Source organism: Denitrificimonas caeni, from assembly GCF_027498055.1.
In the GTDB taxonomy this organism is placed as follows: Bacteria; Pseudomonadota; Gammaproteobacteria; order Pseudomonadales; family Pseudomonadaceae; genus Denitrificimonas.
Window position 1 is genome coordinate 1,031,798 of the sequence record NZ_CP114976.1, and the last position, 17,986, is coordinate 1,049,783.

The window sequence follows — 17,986 nt, forward strand, 5'->3', positions numbered from 1 at the left end:
TTGTTAAGCCTTTTCTGAGCATGGTATTTTTCATGGTATTACCAATTAGCAGGAAAATAAGCCATTGAATATAAAAGATAAAAATGTCTTGTTTACAATAGAGTGGGAGTGATTCAACGTTAAGCACTGCTGGTACTGATCAGTCATTAAAACTTTTAATGACACCACTTTACTTGCCAAGTGGTGGTCATTAGCTAGGGGGGCTTATATGTTGTTGCATACCATATTAGCCGCTCTTAGCCCTATCGTACTGGTGCTAATGGTGGGCAGATATCTGACGATAACGCTGCTTAAGGTATTTCACGTTGTCGGCATCTGAGCTTTCTTGAGCGCAATCATTGAGTCTTTCAAATGCGACTATATTTAGATTGGGCTCTAGCTCTTTCAGAAATGTTCCTAAGGTGGCGCTCATTATACCAGCGCCAATTAAGACCACATCTGCTTGTTCAGGTATAGATTTACTCATGAACAATAACTCCTATCACTTGTTGGCTTTAAAAGAAACTCCAGCAGGTTCTTGGTAGACAACATAAGCACGACGCCAAGGTTCGTCACTAATTAACCGCCACTTATGGCCGCTACCACTGTTATCTTGAGCCAATAAAATATCACCTGGGTTGATGATAAAGGTCGCACCGTTTTTCATTTCAAACTCTAGGGTCCCTGAAAGGGTGATGACATAACGCGGCTCAGGATCCTGGTGCCAATCATAAGAGCCGCCTGCGGTTGTTTCCTGAAATGAGAGGTGGGTTACTGGGAGTGATAAGCTGGCGTGATCACCGCGAGCCCCTTCTTTAAACTCAATAGTGCCTTCTTCAAACACTGAGTTACCGTCTTCACCAGTCCACATGCGAACGCAACGAATCATAATTTATCTGCTCCTTATTTATAGTGTTTTTCAGCTTATCAACTTATCTGTGATGAGCTAAGCATTATCTTGCTAGTCAGTGATTTATTTTAAATAAAGAATGGGGTTGCTTTATATTTCTACAAGTAAGAGTGAAACACTGTTTTCACGGGCCTTTATGATCCCAGCTCTTAGCCTGCCTCATATTGTATGGATAGCAAACAGGATGACAGGTAAGAATATAAGGTAAATGCCTATCGAAAATGATAAAGCTCCGGTTGCTAAGGGTAAATTTGCTTTGTATTTTTCTGCGAGTATTACTGTGGTATTTGGGATAGGTAGCGAGCAGATCAAGATGGTGATTTTAACCATTTCACGATCGATAGAAAACAGCCAACCAAAGGCTAGCACCAGAGCCGGTGCAACTAAAAATCTAAAAATGACAATCACCCACAATATTCGATTGATCTTTATATTTTTAATGCCAGATATAAATATAATAGTTCCCACAATAAGCATGGCTAAGCCAGAGGTCATGCCAGATAAGTAGCCAAGAAAGGTGTTGATGACGGCGGGAACTTTAATGCCCAAAAATAAAATACCGACCCCCAGTGCAAATGCAATCAAGGGCATGTTGACTATTTCTTTTCCGATACTTTTAACCAAACCTTTGCAGCTTTTGGTATCTATTGCTTTGCTATCCAATAAGTACAACCCCAGCGTCCAATAAATAAGAGTTTGTGCTGCATAAGTTAGCAGAGCATAAGGCAAGCCATGGTAGCCATACACAGCAAGGGTAATGGGGATACCAAAGAAAATAGTACTGCTCATTGAGCATAAACCGATAAATAGCCCTCTGTCTGCTGGGTTGACCTTAATCACTTTTGTGAGCAAATAAGATAAAGCCATTAAGGTTAAGATAACCGCGGTGGGTAATATCACGTAAGGCAATAGCCTAATGAACTCACTGTGAGTAAAGTCGCTGGTTATTGATAAGACTAGAGTGGCGGGTAACGTTATGTTCAGGAGTAGTTTAGTCAAAGTGGTATTGCTGGCATCGGTTAACCACTTCGCCTTAGCCAGGGCTATGCCTAAGCTAACCACCAAGAAAAGTACCAATACGTTTAAATAATCATTCAGCATATATATTCCTTTATCCTTAGATGGCTTAAGCCACTACACGCCTCAATAGGAGGCTGTTGTTTTATAGGAAATTAGCACATACGATCTTTGTCTTGCTTAAAGTTATTACTCTTTAGTGCAGTGAAGTGAGCTGGGTAGCGCTATAAAATTTAGCTGGTATTGGTACTATGAGTTTGAGTGCTTACTTAAAGTTGTTTTGTTTTTTAAGTGTATGAGCCTTTGCTTTGCTTGCGTGGTTTGGTCTGAGTCCTGATGTACTGTTTTGCTATTTAAAACAGTACATCATTTATACACTTGTATGCGCTACTTGTCTGACGGTTGCTCTTGATGCAGTAAACGTAACAGGGTGTTGATAGTACTGGATACCTGCTCTAAAAAAACCGCATTCGGTTGTCGTGCGTCGTACAGTGTGTTTTCAGCTAAAGATAGGTTCGCTGCGGTAATTGCTTGCATCGTTTGCGCCAACTGCTCTACTTTTTTAGCGTCGACTAAAGGCGCACCTTGTTGCCGGTTTTCTGCATAGGCAGTGATCTGATCGGTTAAACGCTCAGTAGCAACTACGATTGGAAACCAGTGGGCTGCTTCGCGATCCAGTGGTGCTGGTTCAGATAGTTGTTTTTGCAGCTGTGTGCGTAGGTTTGAGAGTTGGCTATAAATATCCCGGCGAACGCTGGGTGGCAAGGCTGTAGTTGCTGTGCAAACGCTACGAAAATAATTGGCTAAAGCCGTCATGGCGGCTTGATAAGTGCTGCTCAAGTGTTGTTCTTGGGCGCGAGGCCAAATGAAGTAGCCAAAAATCAAAACAATAATGCCACCAATAACAGTATCCATTAAACGCTGGTTTGCATAATTAATGTTGTGCAGCCCCGGTGTGGAAAGGTCAATTAATATGAGCACTAAGGGCGTTAAAAAGAAAGACTGCAAAGCATAAGAGCGCTGCATGGCCCAAGGCAAGCAGCTGGCCAGCCCTACTAAAATAAGCAAGAGCAGCGCACCTTTGGGAATAAGTAGCAAAATAGCCGTGGCGACTATTACACCAAGCGCAGTGCCTAGGGTACGCAAAACTGCTCGCACAAATACCGAGCCGAGTTCAGGCTTCATAACTAAGGACACTGTTAACGGGATCCAGTACCAGTGATTGCCATGCACGACATACTGCATGCTAAAGGCAATAGCCATGCACAGGGCCAGTTTCGCTGCCGTTTTTAATACCTGCGGGCCAACAATTAAGTGCTCCAAGGACAGTGAGCGATATTTCCACACGTGTGATATTTGCAGGATTTGGCTAAGTTCACGTGAGGCTCGGGCGCTGACGGAGTCTAAGGTTTCGATGGCGCTGCTGAGTTCATTGAGGCGCATGGCCAGTCGGTGATTTGCTGCTAGATCTGTGCTTGGCTTAGGCAGGGGCTTGTTGTGCTTTATAGCTTGGGCCAGAGTTTGCAAAGTGTCAGCGCTGGTGCGTAATTGCAGAATGTTGGACTCAGCGAGTATTGCGGCAAACACACTGTCGCCGGCTTGCAAAATAGTGGCATTGTTTTGGTTTTCTTTAGAGCGGGCGCTATTGGCAGAGCGGTGCTCGAGCAGGACATTGTAGAGGGCTTGGTACTTATCGATTGCCATGCGACTGGCAGCATCAACTTGGATTTGGCTGTTGTGCTTGTTCTCCTCTGATAACCGGGCTTTAGCTAAGTGGGCCAAAGCAGTTAAATAATTTGCTAATAATTGGCGCTGTGGCCGTTTTTTATCAATCATAGCCTCCATGCTGAGCAGTAACAGGTAATAGGCAACACCGCTTAAATAAAGCAGTGCTGCATGCCAGAAAGCAATGGCAGCATGGATTTCTGGCGCTAAGCCGTAGGCTACAGAGGCGGCGAGTAATCCTTGTAACGTGCCTTTGGAGTAGGCCGCACCATAGCTATTGATGATGCCGGCTAAAAATGCGATGGCAGTTAAAGCAGCGATTGCCGCAGGGGCAGGTAGTAGCCATAAATAGCCAGCAAAATAACCCAACGCGCCAATCGGGGCAGCAATCAAGGTGATCCTAAATAGCGAGCGATAAGAGCCAGGGCCTTCTGCAACGGACTGCATCATAACGCCGAGGGTGACCCATAAGCAGAGCAGCATTTGACCGCTGATCAACCCGATAGCCAGTGGCGTGCCAACTCCTATGGCTGTGCGAATACTGCGACCAACAGGCCATTTTGCGGGGGCTAAGCTAAATATCTTCTGGAGCCACATATGACGGCCTCACATCTCAAGGTCGATAATTTATAAGCTAGCGCATTTTGTTCAATATTGCAGGTGGCTACTTTAATAAGAATGGATTTGAGTTTATAGCGGTAATGAACTGCTGGTGCTAAGCCTGTTTCATCATGGGCTATTAAATGCTTTGCGACAGCCTCTTTAGGTCCGGGAGGATGTCAATCTTGCTCTGGATAAAATAGACTCGTTTGTTTTACCCGTGGAGTAGGTGCGGTGCCAGAGTTCGATCAGCAGCATGTACAGGATGAGGCCTTTATGCGCGTAGCGATGGGTTTGGCTGAGCAGGGCGCGGCTTTAGGCGAGGTGCCGGTGGGCGCAGTCCTAGTGCAAGAGGGGGAAATTATTGGCCAGGGTTTTAACAGTCCCATTAGTTTAAATGATCCCAGCGCTCATGCGGAAGTGCAGGCTATTCGGGATGCCGCTACTCGGTTGCAAAACTATCGACTGCCCGCGACAACGCTGTATGTCACTTTAGAGCCGTGCCATATGTGTGCTGGTTTAATTGTGCATGCGCGAATAGCGCGGGTGGTATTTGCAGCCAGTGAGCCGCGTGCCGGTGCGGTGGCCAGTCAAGGAAGTTTCTTTGCCCAGCCGTTTCTTAACCACCGCGTAGAAGTCAGTGGTGGTGTGTTGGCGCAGGAATCCGCGCAGATGCTCAAGGCATTTTTTAAGGCGCGGCGTTAGGCTGCTTAAGGCGTAATAACATCTGGATCCTTTGGCTGACTCGACTGGCTGGGCGCCTCAAAGCCTGGCACGTGGGTAGTACCGCTGGCAAGGCTAGTGCCTTCGATTTGCGGTTGTGTCACCCACGTTAAAATGTCGTAATAACGGCGAATATTATTGACGAAGTGAACTGGCTCACCGCCGCGAGCATAACCGTAGCGGGTTTTGCTGTACCACTGCTTTTGCGCTAAACGCGGCAGGATGTTTTTTACGTCCAGCCATTTGTTTGGGTCTAAACCTTCTGCTGCAGTGAGTTTGCGTGCATCTTCCAGGTGGCCCATGCCAACGTTATAAGCAGCAAGGGCAAACCAGATGCGATCTGCAGGGTGAATGCTTTCCGGCAATTGCGACATCAGTAAGGCAATGTAACGTGCGCCACCTTCAATGCTTTGCTTGGGGTCTAAACGGTTTTTAACTCCCATAGCCTTAGCGGTGCGTTGGGTGAGCATCATTAAACCGCGTACGCCAGTTTTTGAAGTGGCGGTGGGTAGCCAGTGGGATTCTTGATAGCCCATGGCGGCCAATAAGCGCCAATCAACTGCATGGTTATTGCCTGCATCACGAAAAGCTGCCTCATAGCTGGGTAGGCGCTCTTGTAAGTGCCGAGCAAAAGCATTTGCACCAACATAGCCTAAGGTATCAACATGCCCGTAGTAGCGCTCAGCCAGCTGCTGCAATAACCCGGATTGTTTGGCATTGGCTAAGAAACGGTTGATTTCGTTGAGCAGGCTGACATCTTCACCAGCGGCAATTGCCCAGCTTTGCTGCAGGCTGTCTTGCAGGGTAAAGGCGATACGAATGTTGGGGAAGTACACCTGATTCATGGCAACTTGGTTTGAGTTGACTAAGGTCAGATCGATTTGCTCTTCATCGACCATGCGCAATAAATCCACATTCTCCACCTGATCAGACACGGCGTAAGTGAGGTTGGGGACTTCTTGCTTAAGCGTTTGCAGGTTTTCTTCGTGGATGCTGCCTTTGAGTACCAGCAGTTTTTTATCTGCTAAGTGCTTAGGCTGCTTAGGGCGCGGGTTTTTCTGGTGATAAATAACCTGCGAAGCAACTTCTAAATAAGGGTCAGAAAAGCGTACATTGGCTAAGCGCTCAGTGGTTGAGATTAAACCGGCAGCGGCCAAGACTGGGCCTTCTTCCTCATCAAGACGGTTGAACAGCTGGTCGATGTTGTCGGCGGTTTCGATTTTTAGCTCAACGCCCAATTGCTCAGCGAAGCGTTTCACCAGTTCATACTCAAACCCAGTATCGCCATAACGGTCTTGGAAGTAGGTCGATGGGCTATTGCGGGTGATTACATGCAAAACCCCTTGCTCTTGGATTTTTTGCAAAGTGTTAGGAGTCGGCTTGCTGCACCCACTTAAAATCAGGAGCAAGCTGGCTGCGCAGCTGAGAAGTAGGCCGCGAATTGGGAAAGTGATCAGTGAGCTCATGGGCGCAGTATACGCAATTGCTTCTTCAAGCAGCAAAGAAAAGCGGCCAGCTCTGCTCAATTAAAAGCGCAATAGGCAGTTATAAACTATTTTTTCAGCCAATAAATATCTGTTTAGTAGATTTGGATGGTTATTTATTGCCGTGGGGACTAGAATATCCGCCCAATTCACACAACTTTTCTGAGGCTGTCACGACGATGCTGATCTTGCGCGGCGCTCCTGCCCTATCTGCTTTTCGCCACGAGAAACTTTTTGAACAATTGCGTCAGAAGGTCCCCTCTGTCAGCGGTTTGTACGCTGAGTTTGCTCATTTTGTTGAGGTTTCAGCTGCATTAAGCAGTGACGAGGGCCAAGTCCTCAGCCGCTTGCTGACCTATGGTCCAAGCGTACCAAGCCAAGAGCCAAGCGGGCGTTTATTTTTAGTGGTGCCGCGTTTTGGCACTATTTCACCCTGGTCTAGTAAGGCGACTGATATCGCGAAAAACTGCGGTCTGGCCAAAGTAGAGCGCATTGAGCGCGGTATGGCGTACTACATTACAGGCGACTACAGCGATACTGAGAGCCGGCTCATTGAGGCGGCTTTACATGACCGCATGACTCAATTAGTTCTGGGTGCTATGGAAGAGGCATCTGCCTTGTTTAGTCATGCTCAGCCGCGCCCATTGGCGGTCATTGATGTGCTTACCGGCGGTATTGAAAGCTTAGAAAAAGCCAATATTGATCTAGGTTTGGCACTGGCTGAAGATGAGGTTGAGTATTTAGTTAACAGTTTTAAAAAGCTGGGCCGTAATCCGCATGATGTTGAGCTGATGATGTTTGCGCAAGCCAACTCTGAGCATTGCCGTCATAAAATCTTTAATGCCAGCTGGGATGTGGATGGTCAGGCGCAAGAAAAATCCTTGTTTGCCATGATCAAAAACACTTTCCAAATGAACAGTGAAGGTGTGCTATCTGCTTATAGTGATAATGCCTCAGTGATTGAAGGTTTTAGCGCTGGTCGTTTCTTTCCAGATCCAGAAACAGGCGAGTATGCTGCTCATCAAGAGCCCATTCATATCTTGATGAAAGTTGAAACCCATAACCACCCAACCGCCATTGCTCCTTTTCCTGGTGCTTCAACAGGTTCCGGTGGTGAGATTCGTGACGAAGGTGCGACCGGTCGCGGCTCTAAGCCCAAAGCAGGTTTAACCGGCTTTACGGTGTCTAACTTAAATATCCCAGGCTATATTCAGCCTTGGGAAGTGCCGTACGGCAAGCCTGAGCGCATTGTGAATGCGCTGGATATTATGCTTGAAGGCCCGCTCGGTGGTGCTGCGTTTAATAATGAGTTTGGTCGACCGGCAATTACCGGTTACTTTCGCTCTTTTGAGCAGGCAGTTGCTAGTCCCCGCGGACCTGAAGTGCGCGGTTACCACAAACCAATTATGTTGGCCGGTGGTTTAGGTAATATCCGTGCTGAGCACGTGCAAAAAGATGACATTGCTGTTGGCAGTAAGTTGATTGTTCTTGGCGGCCCAGCCATGTTAATTGGCTTGGGTGGTGGTGCAGCGTCGTCTATGGCGACAGGTGCATCGTCTGCTGATTTGGATTTTGCTTCCGTGCAGCGTGAAAACCCAGAAATGGAGCGCCGTTGTCAGGAAGTAATCGACAGCTGCTGGCAGTTGGGTGATGACAACCCGATCAGCTTTATTCATGACGTAGGGGCCGGTGGTTTATCCAACGCTTTCCCTGAGCTGGTGAATGATGCGGGTCGCGGCGGTATCTTTAATTTACGCAACATTCCCAATGACGAGCCGGGCATGAGCCCGCTAGAGATTTGGTGTAATGAATCGCAAGAGCGTTACGTGATGGCAGTCACGCCAGAAAACCTCGAGCGTTTTGCGGCTATTTGTGAGCGCGAGCGTTGCCCTTATGCGGTAGTCGGTGAGGCCACTGCTGAGCGTCATTTGACTGTAAATGACAGCCACTTTGCTAATACGCCGGTGGATATGCCGCTGGATGTCTTGCTGGGTAAACCGCCGCGTATGCACCGTAGCGTCACCCGTGAAGCTGAGGTTGCGGATGACTTTGCTGCTGCTCAGTACAATCTGCAAGACGTTACCGAGCGCATTTTGCGCCACCCAACCGTGGGTAGCAAAAGCTTCTTAATCACCATCGGTGACCGCAGTGTGACGGGCTTAGTTGCCCGCGATCAGTTTGTTGGCCCATGGCAAGTGCCAGTGGCAGATTGCGCAGTAACCGCTAGCAGCTTTGATGCTTATGTGGGTGAAGCCATGGCCATGGGCGAGCGTACACCTTTAGCTGTGTTGGATGCACCAGCCTCGGGCCGTATGGCGGTGGGTGAAGCTGTCACTAACCTTGCCGCGGCACGTATCAATAAGATTTCTGATATTCGTTTGTCAGCCAACTGGATGGCGGCAACTGGGCATCCAGGTGAAGACGCGCGTCTGTACGACACTGTGCAAGCCGTCGGTATGGAGCTGTGTCCAGCATTGGGTATTACCATTCCGGTGGGTAAAGACTCGATGTCGATGAAAACCAGTTGGGCTGATGAAGGCACGGAAAAATCCGTAACTTCGCCGCTCTCTTTGGTGATTACTGGTTTTGCACCTGTCCCTGATATTCGTCAAACCATGACTCCGCAGCTGCGTTTAGACAAAGGCGACAGTGCTTTAGTGCTGATTGACTTAGGTCGCGGACAAAACCGTTTAGGCGCTTCAATTTTTGCCCAGGTTTACAGCCAAGTTGGCCAGAGCACACCGGATGTAGACAGTGCTGAGGATCTAAAAGTATTTTTTAGCACCATCCAAAGCCTCAATGCCGAGCAGAAATTGCTGGCTTACCATGACCGTTCTGATGGTGGTTTGTTGACCACTGTCTTAGAAATGGCCTTTGCTGGGCACTGTGGTTTAGACATTAACTTGGATGCTTTAAAGATTGCCGAGGAGCAGGTGAACGCAGCGCTACTTAACGAAGAGTTAGGTGCGGTGGTACAGGTGCTAAGCTCTGATCTTGATGCCGTGCTTGCAGCATTTGCCCAAGCTGGATTAGCGGAGTGTGTCAGTGTTATTGGTCGCCCAGTGGCAGGTGATAGCGTAAAAGTTAGCCTTGCTGATCAAGCAGTCTTTAAAGGCGAACGTCGTTTGCTGCAGCGGATTTGGACAGAAACCAGCTATCAGATCCAGCGTTTACGTGATAATGCTGAATGTGCTGAGCAAGAGTTCGAAGCCTTATTGGATCAAGAAGACCCAGGTTTATCCGCTAAGCTGACATTTGATATTAATGCTGATATCAGTGCGCCGTACATCAAAAAAGGCTTGCGTCCGCGAGTGGCGGTCTTGCGTGAACAGGGCGTCAATGGTCACGTGGAAATGGCTGCTGCATTTGATCGCGCAGGCTTTGCTGCAATTGATGTGCATATGAGTGATGTGCTGGAAGGCCGTATTGATTTAGACACCTTTAAAGGCCTCGTTGCCTGTGGTGGTTTCTCGTACGGTGACGTCTTAGGTGCCGGTGAGGGCTGGGCTAAATCCATCCTGTTTAACAACCGTGCGCGCGATGCGTTTGCGGGTTTCTTCGAGCGTGACGATAGTTTCACCTTAGGTGTGTGTAACGGTTGTCAGATGCTGTCTAACCTCACTGAGCTGATCCCAGGCTCAGAGTTCTGGCCACGATTTGTGCGCAACCAGTCTGAGCAGTTTGATGCTCGGGTAGCTATGGTGGAAGTGCAAGAGTCGGCTTCTATCTTCTTGCAGGGGATGGCGGGTTCACGGATGCCAGTTGCTGTGGCGCACGGTGAAGGGCGCGCTGAGTACGCCAGTGCTGATGCACAGCTGGAATCAGATGTATCGGGCTGTGTGAGTCTGCGCTATGTGGACAACTACGGTAAGGTCACAGAGCGTTATCCAGCGAACCCGAATGGTTCAGCCAATGGAATTACCGGTTTAACCAACCGTGATGGCCGTGTCACCATTATGATGCCGCACCCGGAGCGCTTGTTCCGTGCGGTGCAGAACTCTTGGCGCCCAGATGAGTGGCAGGATGATGGTGCGTGGCTGCGCATGTTCCGTAATGCACGGGTTTGGGTTGATTAAGTTCGGCTGCTAAAACCATAACGCCGCTAATTTAGCGGCGTTATGGTTTCTGGTGTTTTTATGCTGCGCATCGAGTGAGTCGGCGCTGTCTTTAGGCCGACAGTGCTGAGCTTGCGCTGTGGCAGTGCTATTGACTCAGCTTATGGGCGAATCTCAATCAGCGTCCCATCCTTGACGGTTTTCCATACTTCCTGCATATCGTTGTTGTTGAGGGCAATACAGCCTTCAGTCCAGTCAAGGCTACTGAAAAACCACTCTGGATATTCTTCGTCATCTGGGGTGCCGTGCAGCATAATCATCCCGCCCGGTGGTAAGCCCAGCTCTTCAGAGCGCTTCAGGTCTTTGGCGTTGGGGTAAGAAATATGCATCGATAAGTTATAGTTATCGCTAGGCTTGCGCCAATTAATCCAATAAATACCTTCTGGGGTGCGTTGGTCGCCTTCATGCTCTTTAGCACCAGGCTTTTTGCCAAGGGAAACGCGGTACGTTTTAATCACATTGCCACGGTGCATTAAATGCAAAGCACGCTCGGACTTAACCACTAAAACTTTATCAATGTGGGGCGGCGATATGCTGCTGTTGGCAGAGCTGGCGTAGGCAAGGGCTGGTAAAGCTAAAAGTAAGCTAATAAATAATGCACGCATAAATAAATATCCGAAAAAGCTGTAGCTGCTAGAAGCTAAATTATTGTGGCCGCTAGTCTAAACACTTTCTAGTGGTCTGGCGATTTGTTAGCGCTGCCAGCAATAACATACTTTTGGTTTAGAGGTTGTTAAGTGACTTGGGCGCAGCGTAGGGTTCTGGCATGATGAATAGATATCAAGGTGTGGAGTATGCCTGTGTTAGATAATGTCATACAACGTATACAAAGCTATTCGCCGCGTGCCTTGGCATTGCCGCCCCATGCTCGCGAGGCCGCAGTGCTAATGCCGCTGACTCGTGCTGCAGATCCAGAGTTAGTGCTTACTTTGCGCGCTCAGAATCTCTCCACCCATGGTGGTGAAGTGGCTTTTCCCGGCGGGCGCCGTGATCCGGAAGATTGCGACTTGATTAGTACTGCCTTGCGCGAAACCCACGAGGAGGTAGGCCTTGAGCCGGGTTTGGTGGAAGTGGTAGGGCCTTTAAGTGAGTTGGTTTCCCGTCACGGAGTTAAAGTAACCCCTTATGTGGGCTTTGTTCCGCACGCAGTTGAGTATCAAGCCAATGCTGGCGAGATTGAATCAATCTTTTCAGTGCCCTTGGAGTTCTTTGCTGAAGACCCTCGACAATCCACGCATCGCATCGATTACTTGGGGCGTACCTGGTATGTGCCCAGTTATCATTTTGCTGGCTATAAGATTTGGGGCCTCACGGCGGTGATGGTGGTGGAGCTGATTAATCTGCTTTATGACACCAAGATTATTCTGACTGAGCCACCACAGCTCAGCAAAAGAGAACTTTAAATAATAATCATAAAAAGGAAATACACATGAAATACCGTTTAGCTGATAGTCGAGTTGCTGCTCATCCAGACAGCTGGGTTGCGCCCACTGCTGCGGTGATTGGTAAAGTGCGCTTGGATGCCGGTGCTAATATTTGGTTTAGCGCTGTGCTGCGTGGTGATAATGAACTGATCCATATTGGTGAAAACAGTAACGTGCAAGATGGCACCGTTATGCATACTGATATGGGCTGGCCGCTGACTTTAGGTCAAGGCGTCACTGTAGGGCATAACGCCATGCTACACGGTTGCACTGTGGGCGATTACAGTTTAATTGGCATTGGCGCGGTGATTCTTAACGGCGCTAAAATTGGCAAGCATTGTATTATTGGCGCCAATACGCTCATCGCCGAAGGCAAAGAGATTCCCGATGGCAGCTTGGTGGTCGGCTCGCCCGGTAAGGTTATTCGTCAGCTGACAGAGCAGCAAAAAACCATGCTGGAAGCCAGTGCCGCCCATTATGTGCATAATGCCCAACGTTATGCCGAACACTTGCAGGAAGACAATGACGACACCCCCTAAACCCCGCGAAAAACCAATTAAGTCACCGTGCATCAGTGTCTGTGCGCTGGATATTAACGATATTTGTATGGGCTGCCAGCGCAGCGGTGATGAAATCAGCCGTTGGGGTACCATGGATAATCAACAGCGGCGCGAAGTGCTTGAGCAAGTCGCGCAGCGTGCCCGGCAGCAAGGTTTGCTGAGTTAATGAGTGAGGATATGCAATGCCCCGTATAGGAACACCTTTGTCAACGAGTGCGGTACGCGTTTTGCTGTGTGGCGCAGGTGAGCTGGGTAAAGAGGTTGCCCTTGAGCTGCAGCGTTTCGGTGTTGAAGTGATCGCCGTGGACCGTTATGCCAATGCGCCGGCTATGCAGGTTGCTCATCGCAGTCATGTCATTAATATGCTCGATGATGCTGCTTTGCGTGCGGTGATTGAGCAGGAACAGCCGCATTATATTGTTCCTGAGATTGAGGCCATTGCCACGGCGACCCTAGTTGCTCTAGAGGCTGAAGGTTTTACCGTTATTCCAACCGCGCGGGCCACGCAGTTGACGATGGATCGTGAGGGTATTCGCCGTTTGGCTGCTGAAGAGCTTGAGTTGCCCACTTCGCCTTACTGTTTTGCCGATGACTATGCTGAGTATTGCGCTGGTGTTGAGCAGGTGGGCTATCCCTGCGTAGTCAAGCCCTTGATGAGTTCATCAGGCAAGGGGCAGAGCGTATTGCGCAGTGAGGCAGATCTCAGTAGCGCTTGGCAAACTGCTCAGGAAGGCGGGCGTACAGGTGCTGGGCGGGTGATCGTGGAGGGCTTTATTGATTTTGACTACGAAATCACCTTGCTGACCGTGCGCCACAATAACGGTACGAGCTTTTGTGAGCCGATTGGTCATCTGCAGGAAGCCGGAGACTATGTTGAATCATGGCAGCCGCAAGCAATGACACCAACCGCCTTAGCTGCGGCACAGCGCGTTGCACAGCGAGTAACCGACGCGCTAGGTGGTCGCGGAGTGTTTGGCGTTGAGCTGTTCGTAAAAGGTGATCAAGTTTGGTTTAGTGAGGTGTCCCCGCGTCCCCATGACACTGGATTGGTAACTTTAATGTCGCAAGACTTATCAGAGTTTGCTTTACATGCGCGGGCGATTTTAGGTTTACCTATTCCAGCCATTAAGCAGCTGGGCGCAACTGCGTCAGCGGTGTTGTTGGTGCAGGGGCGCTCGACGCAAACAGCCTTTGCTGGGCTTGAGCAAGCGCTGCAAGAACCTGATACCGCGCTGCGCTTATTTGGTAAGCCGGCAGTTGACGGTGAACGCCGCATGGGCGTGGCGTTGGCACAAGCTGTCAGCATAGAAGAAGCGCGAGTGAAAGCGCTGCAAGTGATTAGTAAAATTCGTGTTGAGCTGTAAAGCGCACAACCGGAGCAATTAACCAGCTCAGTCGCCAGCCCATAGGCGCGCGCGACTGATGCGGTTATCTTTGATTTCAAGCGTCTCTAAATAATACGGACCAACTTGAATGCACACTCCGCCCTCAGGAATAAACTCTAGAATTTCGGTAATTAAACCGTTTAGAGTTTTCGGGCCATCGCTCGGTAGCTCCCACTCCAAAGCTTTATTGATGTCACGGATATAAGCTGCGCCGTCAATGGTGTAGCTGCCGTCATTGAGCTGGCGTATTTCTGGGGTGGCGCGGCGATCATGGTCGCTGAATTCGCCAACAATCTCTTCCAGGATATCCTCTAGGGTAACAATGCCTTCAACATCGCCGTACTCATCGACCACAATGCCAATGCGCCGTTTGTGCTTTTGAAAGTTGAGCAGCTGGGTGGAGAGCGGTGTGCTTTCTGGGACGAAATAGGGATCGCTGCAGGCTTCTTGCAAGTCATCATGGGTGAGTTTGTTTAGGGTCAGTAAGCGCGCAATTTGGCGCATATGAATAACCCCCATGATTTGGTTGATATTTTCACGGTACAGCGGCAAGCGAGTGTGTGTAGTGGTGCGCAATTGCCAAATGATTTGATCTAGGTTGCTATTGAGGTCGATACCAAAGACTTCATTGCGCGGGATCATAATGTCGTTAACAGTGACGTTTTCTAAGTCAAGAATGCCGAGCAGCATATCTTGACGATTGCCCGGTAGTTCTTGACCTGCTTCACGCACAACGCTGCGCAGTTCCTCGGTGGAGAGGCTATCGGAGGAGTGGTGACGGGTATCCACGCCAAACAAGCGCAGCAAGCCGTTACTGATGGTGCCTGTGAGCCAGACTACCGGGCGCAAAGGTGCCATTAATAATAAAATGACCCGGCTGGCAGGGAAGGCAATTAGCTCTGGGCGTAGTGCCGCTAGAGTTTTTGGGGTGATTTCACCAAAAATAAGAATGACGATAGTCAATGCTGTGGTGGCAATAACCACGCCGGCATCGCCCCAGAGATCAACGGCAATCACTGTGGCAATCGAAGCGGCGAGAATATTCACCACGTTGTTGCCCACCAAAATGGTGCCTAGCAAGCGATCTGGGGTGTTTAACAGGCGTTGAGCACGTTGTGCGCTGCGGTTACCTTCGCGACTGAGGTGGCGTAGCCTGTAGCGGTTTAAGCTGAGTAACCCGGTTTCTGCGCTAGAGAAAAATGCAGAACAAATAATTAAAAAAATCAGCAAGCCAAGTAAGTAGCTCAGGTGCATATCGTCCACAAGCAAGGAGCCTCAAATAACTAAGATAAATTCACGGACTAGTTTGCTGCCGAAGTAGGCCAGCATTAATAAAAAGAATCCGGCGATGGTCCAGCGAATAGCTTTGTGGCCACGCCAGCCAAGCTGATGACGACCCCATAAAAGGACAGCAAAGACTGACCAGGCGATGCAGGACAATAAAGTTTTGTGGACTAAGTGTTGAGCAAATAAGTTGTCAAGAAATAGCCAGCCGGTTATCAGTGAGAGCGACAGCAGTAGCCAGCCTGCCCATAAAAAACCAAATAATAAACTTTCCATGGTTTGTAGCGGCGGGAAATGCTTGATCAAAGTGGATACTGGGCGCTTGCGTAACTGCTGATCTTGCACTAATAAAATGACAGACTGCACTACTGCAATGGTGATCATGCCGTAGGCTAAAATAGAAAATAAAATATGAGCCAGAATACCTGGTGCTTCGTTAATCGCCTGTGGGTTACCTTGCGGTAAAAACTGCGCGCAGAGCACCGAGGCAGCGCCAAGGATTAGCAAGGGTAGCAACAGTATGTGCACTGACATGCGAGTGAGACACAGCAGTACTAAACCAATAACTGAAAAGGCAATTAGGCTGGCGGCATTAAAGAAGCTGAGCAGTAAACCGTGCTCATATAGAAGCAGGCTGTATAAGCTCATACCGTGTGCGCTAAACCCTAAGATAGTGAGGCCAGTCACCAGTGCTTTGTTAATGGGTGCCCGTCGCCAGAGACAGCTCAGCATATAGACAGAAGTGGCGCCGTAAAAAATTGCCGCAAAAAGACTAAAAAACAGAGTGGACATAGGACCTAATATAATAATTTCTATAGATTGAGTTTGGCATATAATAGCCCAGCGTAGAAACAATATTTGTTTTGCTGGATTGTGTGGGGCAATGTTCGCTGCTTTTCTTAGGCTAGACAAGCATTACCGTATCCAAAAAGCGATATCCTTTGACAGATGCTCAGTCTATCCATAGAATACCGCGCCTATGATATATGGACCGATTCCTCCTCACGTTGATCCGCGAAAACTTGCAGATCGTAGTATCTCCTTAGCTGGTGAGCTACCGCTGTGCGATTTTTCTAGGGTCTGCGATTTGCTGACAAACACTGCCGGAACTGTTCAGGTTGAGTTTGAGTTTAGCCGCGATGAGCAGAGAGTAGCAGTAATGCAGCTCAAGCTTGAGTCGGAGGTTAGGATGATCTGCCAGCGTTGCTTGGATGAGGCAGTGATACCTATAAGTGGTGAGTACCTATATGCCATCGTGCAACCGGGTACAGATGCGTTACACTTACCGAAAGGGTATGACGTGCTTGAAGTAGGTGATGAGCCTTTAGATTTATTGGCACTGGTTGAAGATGAGTTATTGCTCGCTCTACCCATTGTCCCCATGCACCCACCTGAAGAATGCCAGCAACCGGCTGGACTCCTAGAGTCCGAGACGAGCAAGAATGCGGTTAAAAGGTCCAACCCATTCAGTGTATTGGCGCAGTTAAAGCGTGACCCAAACGATTAGGAGTTAATAATTATGGCTGTTCAGAAGAGCAAAAAATCCCGATCAGCGCGTGGTATGCGCCGTTCGCACGACGCACTTACCGCAAGCGCGTTAACCGTAGAGCAGAGCACCGGTGATGTACGTTTACGCCACCACGTATCTGCAGACGGTATGTACCGTGGACGTCAAGTGATTGCGAAGGATTCTGCTGAGTAAACCTTGACAGGTTCAGCGATAGCAGTTGATGCAATGGGCGGGGACTTTGGTCCCCGTCTTGTTGTTTCTGCCTGTGTGAAAAGTTTAGCAGAGCACCCTCAGCTGCATTTAGTATTGGTGGGTGATACTGCAAGTATTGAGGCTGTTCTGTCTCAATATCCCCAAGTGGATCGTACGCGGCTGACTATTCAGCATGCCAGCGAAAGCGTTTCTATGGCTGATTTGCCAGCCCATGCCTTGCGTCACAAACCCGACTCCTCGATGCGTATTGCTTTGCAGTTGCTGCGTGATCAGCAGGTACAAGCGTGCGTCAGCGCTGGTAATACCGGTGCTTTAATGGCACTAGCAAAACATATTTTAAAGCTGCTACCAGGCATTGAGCGGCCAGCAATCATGACTGCTCTGCCTGCTTTAAATGGTGAAACGCACTTGCTTGATCTGGGTGCGAACGTCGATGTGAATGCGCAACAGTTGGTGCAGTTTGCATTGATGGGCTCGGCAGCGGTGCAAGCGCAAGGGATCACGCGCCCACGTGTGGCATTGCTCAATGTGGGCAGTGAGGCGACGAAAGGCAGTCAGCAAGTTAAATTAGCCGCTGCAGAGTTGCAGGCGCTGCCGCAGATAAATTACACCGGTTATATTGAAGGTGATGGCGTGTTTCGCGGTGACGCTGATGTGGTGGTGTGTGATGGCTTTGTGGGTAACGTGCTGCTGAAATCCAGTGAGGGCTTAGCGCAAATGATTACCGCGCGAGTCAAACAACGTCTCGGACGAGGTTTGCGTGCTTGGATGCTGGCTTGGTTGGCGCGGCCGTTGTTGAAAGTGCTGCGCTCAGAGCTGGCTCCAGAGCGCTACAATGGTGCGTGTCTGTTGGGGGTGGATGGTGTGGTGGTGAAAAGTCATGGCAATGCCTCAGAGGCAGCCTTTCAAGCAGCAATCAGTGTTGCTTGCGTAGCCATCGAAGAAAAGCTAACCCAGCGTTTGCAAGCAAATTTACAAGCGTTTAGTAGCAGTTCAGAGCTGTAAGTACAGCTTAAAGTGTGACGGATGGATAAGGCTTATCATCCAATGGTCGGTT

Annotated in this window: 17 protein-coding genes; 9 read left to right on the forward strand and 8 right to left on the reverse strand. The window is 49.1% G+C overall.

The window, feature by feature from the left end; all coding sequences use genetic code 11:
* Window positions 1-256: 256 nt before the first annotated feature.
* The 4 genes from O6P33_RS04955 to O6P33_RS04970 form a co-directional block, all read right to left on the reverse strand.
* Window positions 257-466: a malate:quinone oxidoreductase gene (locus O6P33_RS04955; RefSeq protein WP_420094962.1), complete on the reverse strand. Its 210-nt coding sequence runs from the start codon at window positions 464-466 to the stop codon at window positions 257-259.
* Between the two features lie 15 nt (window positions 467-481).
* Window positions 482-868: a hypothetical protein gene (locus O6P33_RS04960; RefSeq protein ID WP_269819110.1), complete on the reverse strand. Its 387-nt coding sequence runs from the start codon at window positions 866-868 to the stop codon at window positions 482-484.
* Between the two features lie 180 nt (window positions 869-1,048).
* On the reverse strand, window positions 1,049-1,990 hold the full coding sequence (locus O6P33_RS04965) for an AEC family transporter (protein WP_269819111.1): 942 nt from the start codon (window positions 1,988-1,990) through the stop codon (window positions 1,049-1,051).
* Between the two features lie 303 nt (window positions 1,991-2,293).
* Window positions 2,294-4,081, reverse strand: a complete 1,788-nt coding sequence (locus O6P33_RS04970; RefSeq protein WP_269819112.1) for an FUSC family protein — start codon at window positions 4,079-4,081, stop codon at window positions 2,294-2,296.
* A gap of 384 nt (window positions 4,082-4,465) precedes the next feature.
* Here O6P33_RS04970 and tadA point away from each other — a divergent pair, with 384 nt between their 5' ends.
* Window positions 4,466-4,936, forward strand: a complete 471-nt coding sequence (tadA, locus tag O6P33_RS04975; protein WP_420094963.1) for a tRNA adenosine(34) deaminase TadA — start codon at window positions 4,466-4,468, stop codon at window positions 4,934-4,936.
* Window positions 4,937-4,941: 5 nt separating this feature from the next.
* Here tadA and mltF read toward each other — a convergent pair whose 3' ends face one another.
* Complete coding sequence (gene mltF / locus O6P33_RS04980; protein WP_269819113.1) at window positions 4,942-6,420, reverse strand: membrane-bound lytic murein transglycosylase MltF; 1,479 nt, start codon at window positions 6,418-6,420, stop codon at window positions 4,942-4,944.
* 197 nt (window positions 6,421-6,617) lie between these two features.
* On the opposite strand from mltF, the gene purL reads away from it, so the two are divergent.
* A complete protein-coding gene (gene purL / locus O6P33_RS04985; protein ID WP_269819114.1) occupies window positions 6,618-10,514 on the forward strand; it encodes a phosphoribosylformylglycinamidine synthase in 3,897 nt (1,298 codons plus the stop codon).
* 140 nt (window positions 10,515-10,654) lie between these two features.
* On the opposite strand, the gene O6P33_RS04990 is transcribed toward purL, so the two are convergent.
* Window positions 10,655-11,158 carry a L,D-transpeptidase family protein gene (locus O6P33_RS04990; protein WP_269819115.1) on the reverse strand — a complete coding sequence of 168 codons (504 nt, stop codon included), beginning with the start codon at window positions 11,156-11,158 and terminating at the stop codon, window positions 10,655-10,657.
* A gap of 195 nt (window positions 11,159-11,353) precedes the next feature.
* Here O6P33_RS04990 and O6P33_RS04995 point away from each other — a divergent pair, with 195 nt between their 5' ends.
* From O6P33_RS04995 to purT, 4 genes are read left to right on the forward strand one after another with little or no spacing between them, the layout of a single operon-like run.
* Window positions 11,354-11,956 (forward strand): CoA pyrophosphatase, encoded by a 603-nt coding sequence (locus tag O6P33_RS04995; protein WP_269819465.1) that lies wholly within the window; start codon window positions 11,354-11,356, stop codon window positions 11,954-11,956.
* A 26-nt stretch (window positions 11,957-11,982) separates the two neighbouring features.
* On the forward strand, window positions 11,983-12,516 hold the full coding sequence (locus O6P33_RS05000) for a gamma carbonic anhydrase family protein (RefSeq protein WP_269819116.1): 534 nt from the start codon (window positions 11,983-11,985) through the stop codon (window positions 12,514-12,516).
* The gene (locus tag O6P33_RS05005) at window positions 12,500-12,703 is read left to right on the forward strand and encodes a DUF1289 domain-containing protein (RefSeq protein WP_269819117.1); all 204 of its coding nucleotides are present in this window, start codon (window positions 12,500-12,502) and stop codon (window positions 12,701-12,703) included. The genes O6P33_RS05000 and O6P33_RS05005 overlap by 17 nt, the downstream gene beginning before the upstream one ends.
* 16 nt (window positions 12,704-12,719) lie before the next feature.
* Entirely contained in the window at window positions 12,720-13,901 is a 1,182-nt protein-coding gene (gene purT, locus O6P33_RS05010; RefSeq protein WP_269819118.1) for a formate-dependent phosphoribosylglycinamide formyltransferase, read from the forward strand.
* 27 nt (window positions 13,902-13,928) lie between these two features.
* On the opposite strand, the gene O6P33_RS05015 is transcribed toward purT, so the two are convergent.
* The gene (locus tag O6P33_RS05015; RefSeq protein WP_269819119.1) at window positions 13,929-15,185 is read right to left on the reverse strand and encodes an HlyC/CorC family transporter; all 1,257 of its coding nucleotides are present in this window, start codon (window positions 15,183-15,185) and stop codon (window positions 13,929-13,931) included.
* A 12-nt stretch (window positions 15,186-15,197) separates the two neighbouring features.
* Window positions 15,198-15,998 (reverse strand): cytochrome C assembly family protein, encoded by an 801-nt coding sequence (locus O6P33_RS05020; RefSeq protein WP_269819120.1) that lies wholly within the window; start codon window positions 15,996-15,998, stop codon window positions 15,198-15,200.
* Window positions 15,999-16,185: 187 nt separating this feature from the next.
* Here O6P33_RS05020 and O6P33_RS05025 point away from each other — a divergent pair, with 187 nt between their 5' ends.
* From O6P33_RS05025 to plsX, 3 genes are read left to right on the forward strand one after another with little or no spacing between them, the layout of a single operon-like run.
* Window positions 16,186-16,713 carry a YceD family protein gene (locus O6P33_RS05025; RefSeq protein WP_269819121.1) on the forward strand — a complete coding sequence of 176 codons (528 nt, stop codon included), beginning with the start codon at window positions 16,186-16,188 and terminating at the stop codon, window positions 16,711-16,713.
* Between the two features lie 12 nt (window positions 16,714-16,725).
* The gene (gene rpmF / locus O6P33_RS05030; RefSeq protein WP_269819122.1) at window positions 16,726-16,908 is read left to right on the forward strand and encodes a 50S ribosomal protein L32; all 183 of its coding nucleotides are present in this window, start codon (window positions 16,726-16,728) and stop codon (window positions 16,906-16,908) included.
* Window positions 16,909-16,911: 3 nt separating this feature from the next.
* Entirely contained in the window at window positions 16,912-17,934 is a 1,023-nt protein-coding gene (plsX, locus tag O6P33_RS05035) for a phosphate acyltransferase PlsX (RefSeq protein ID WP_420094964.1), read from the forward strand.
* Window positions 17,935-17,986: the final 52 nt, after the last annotated feature.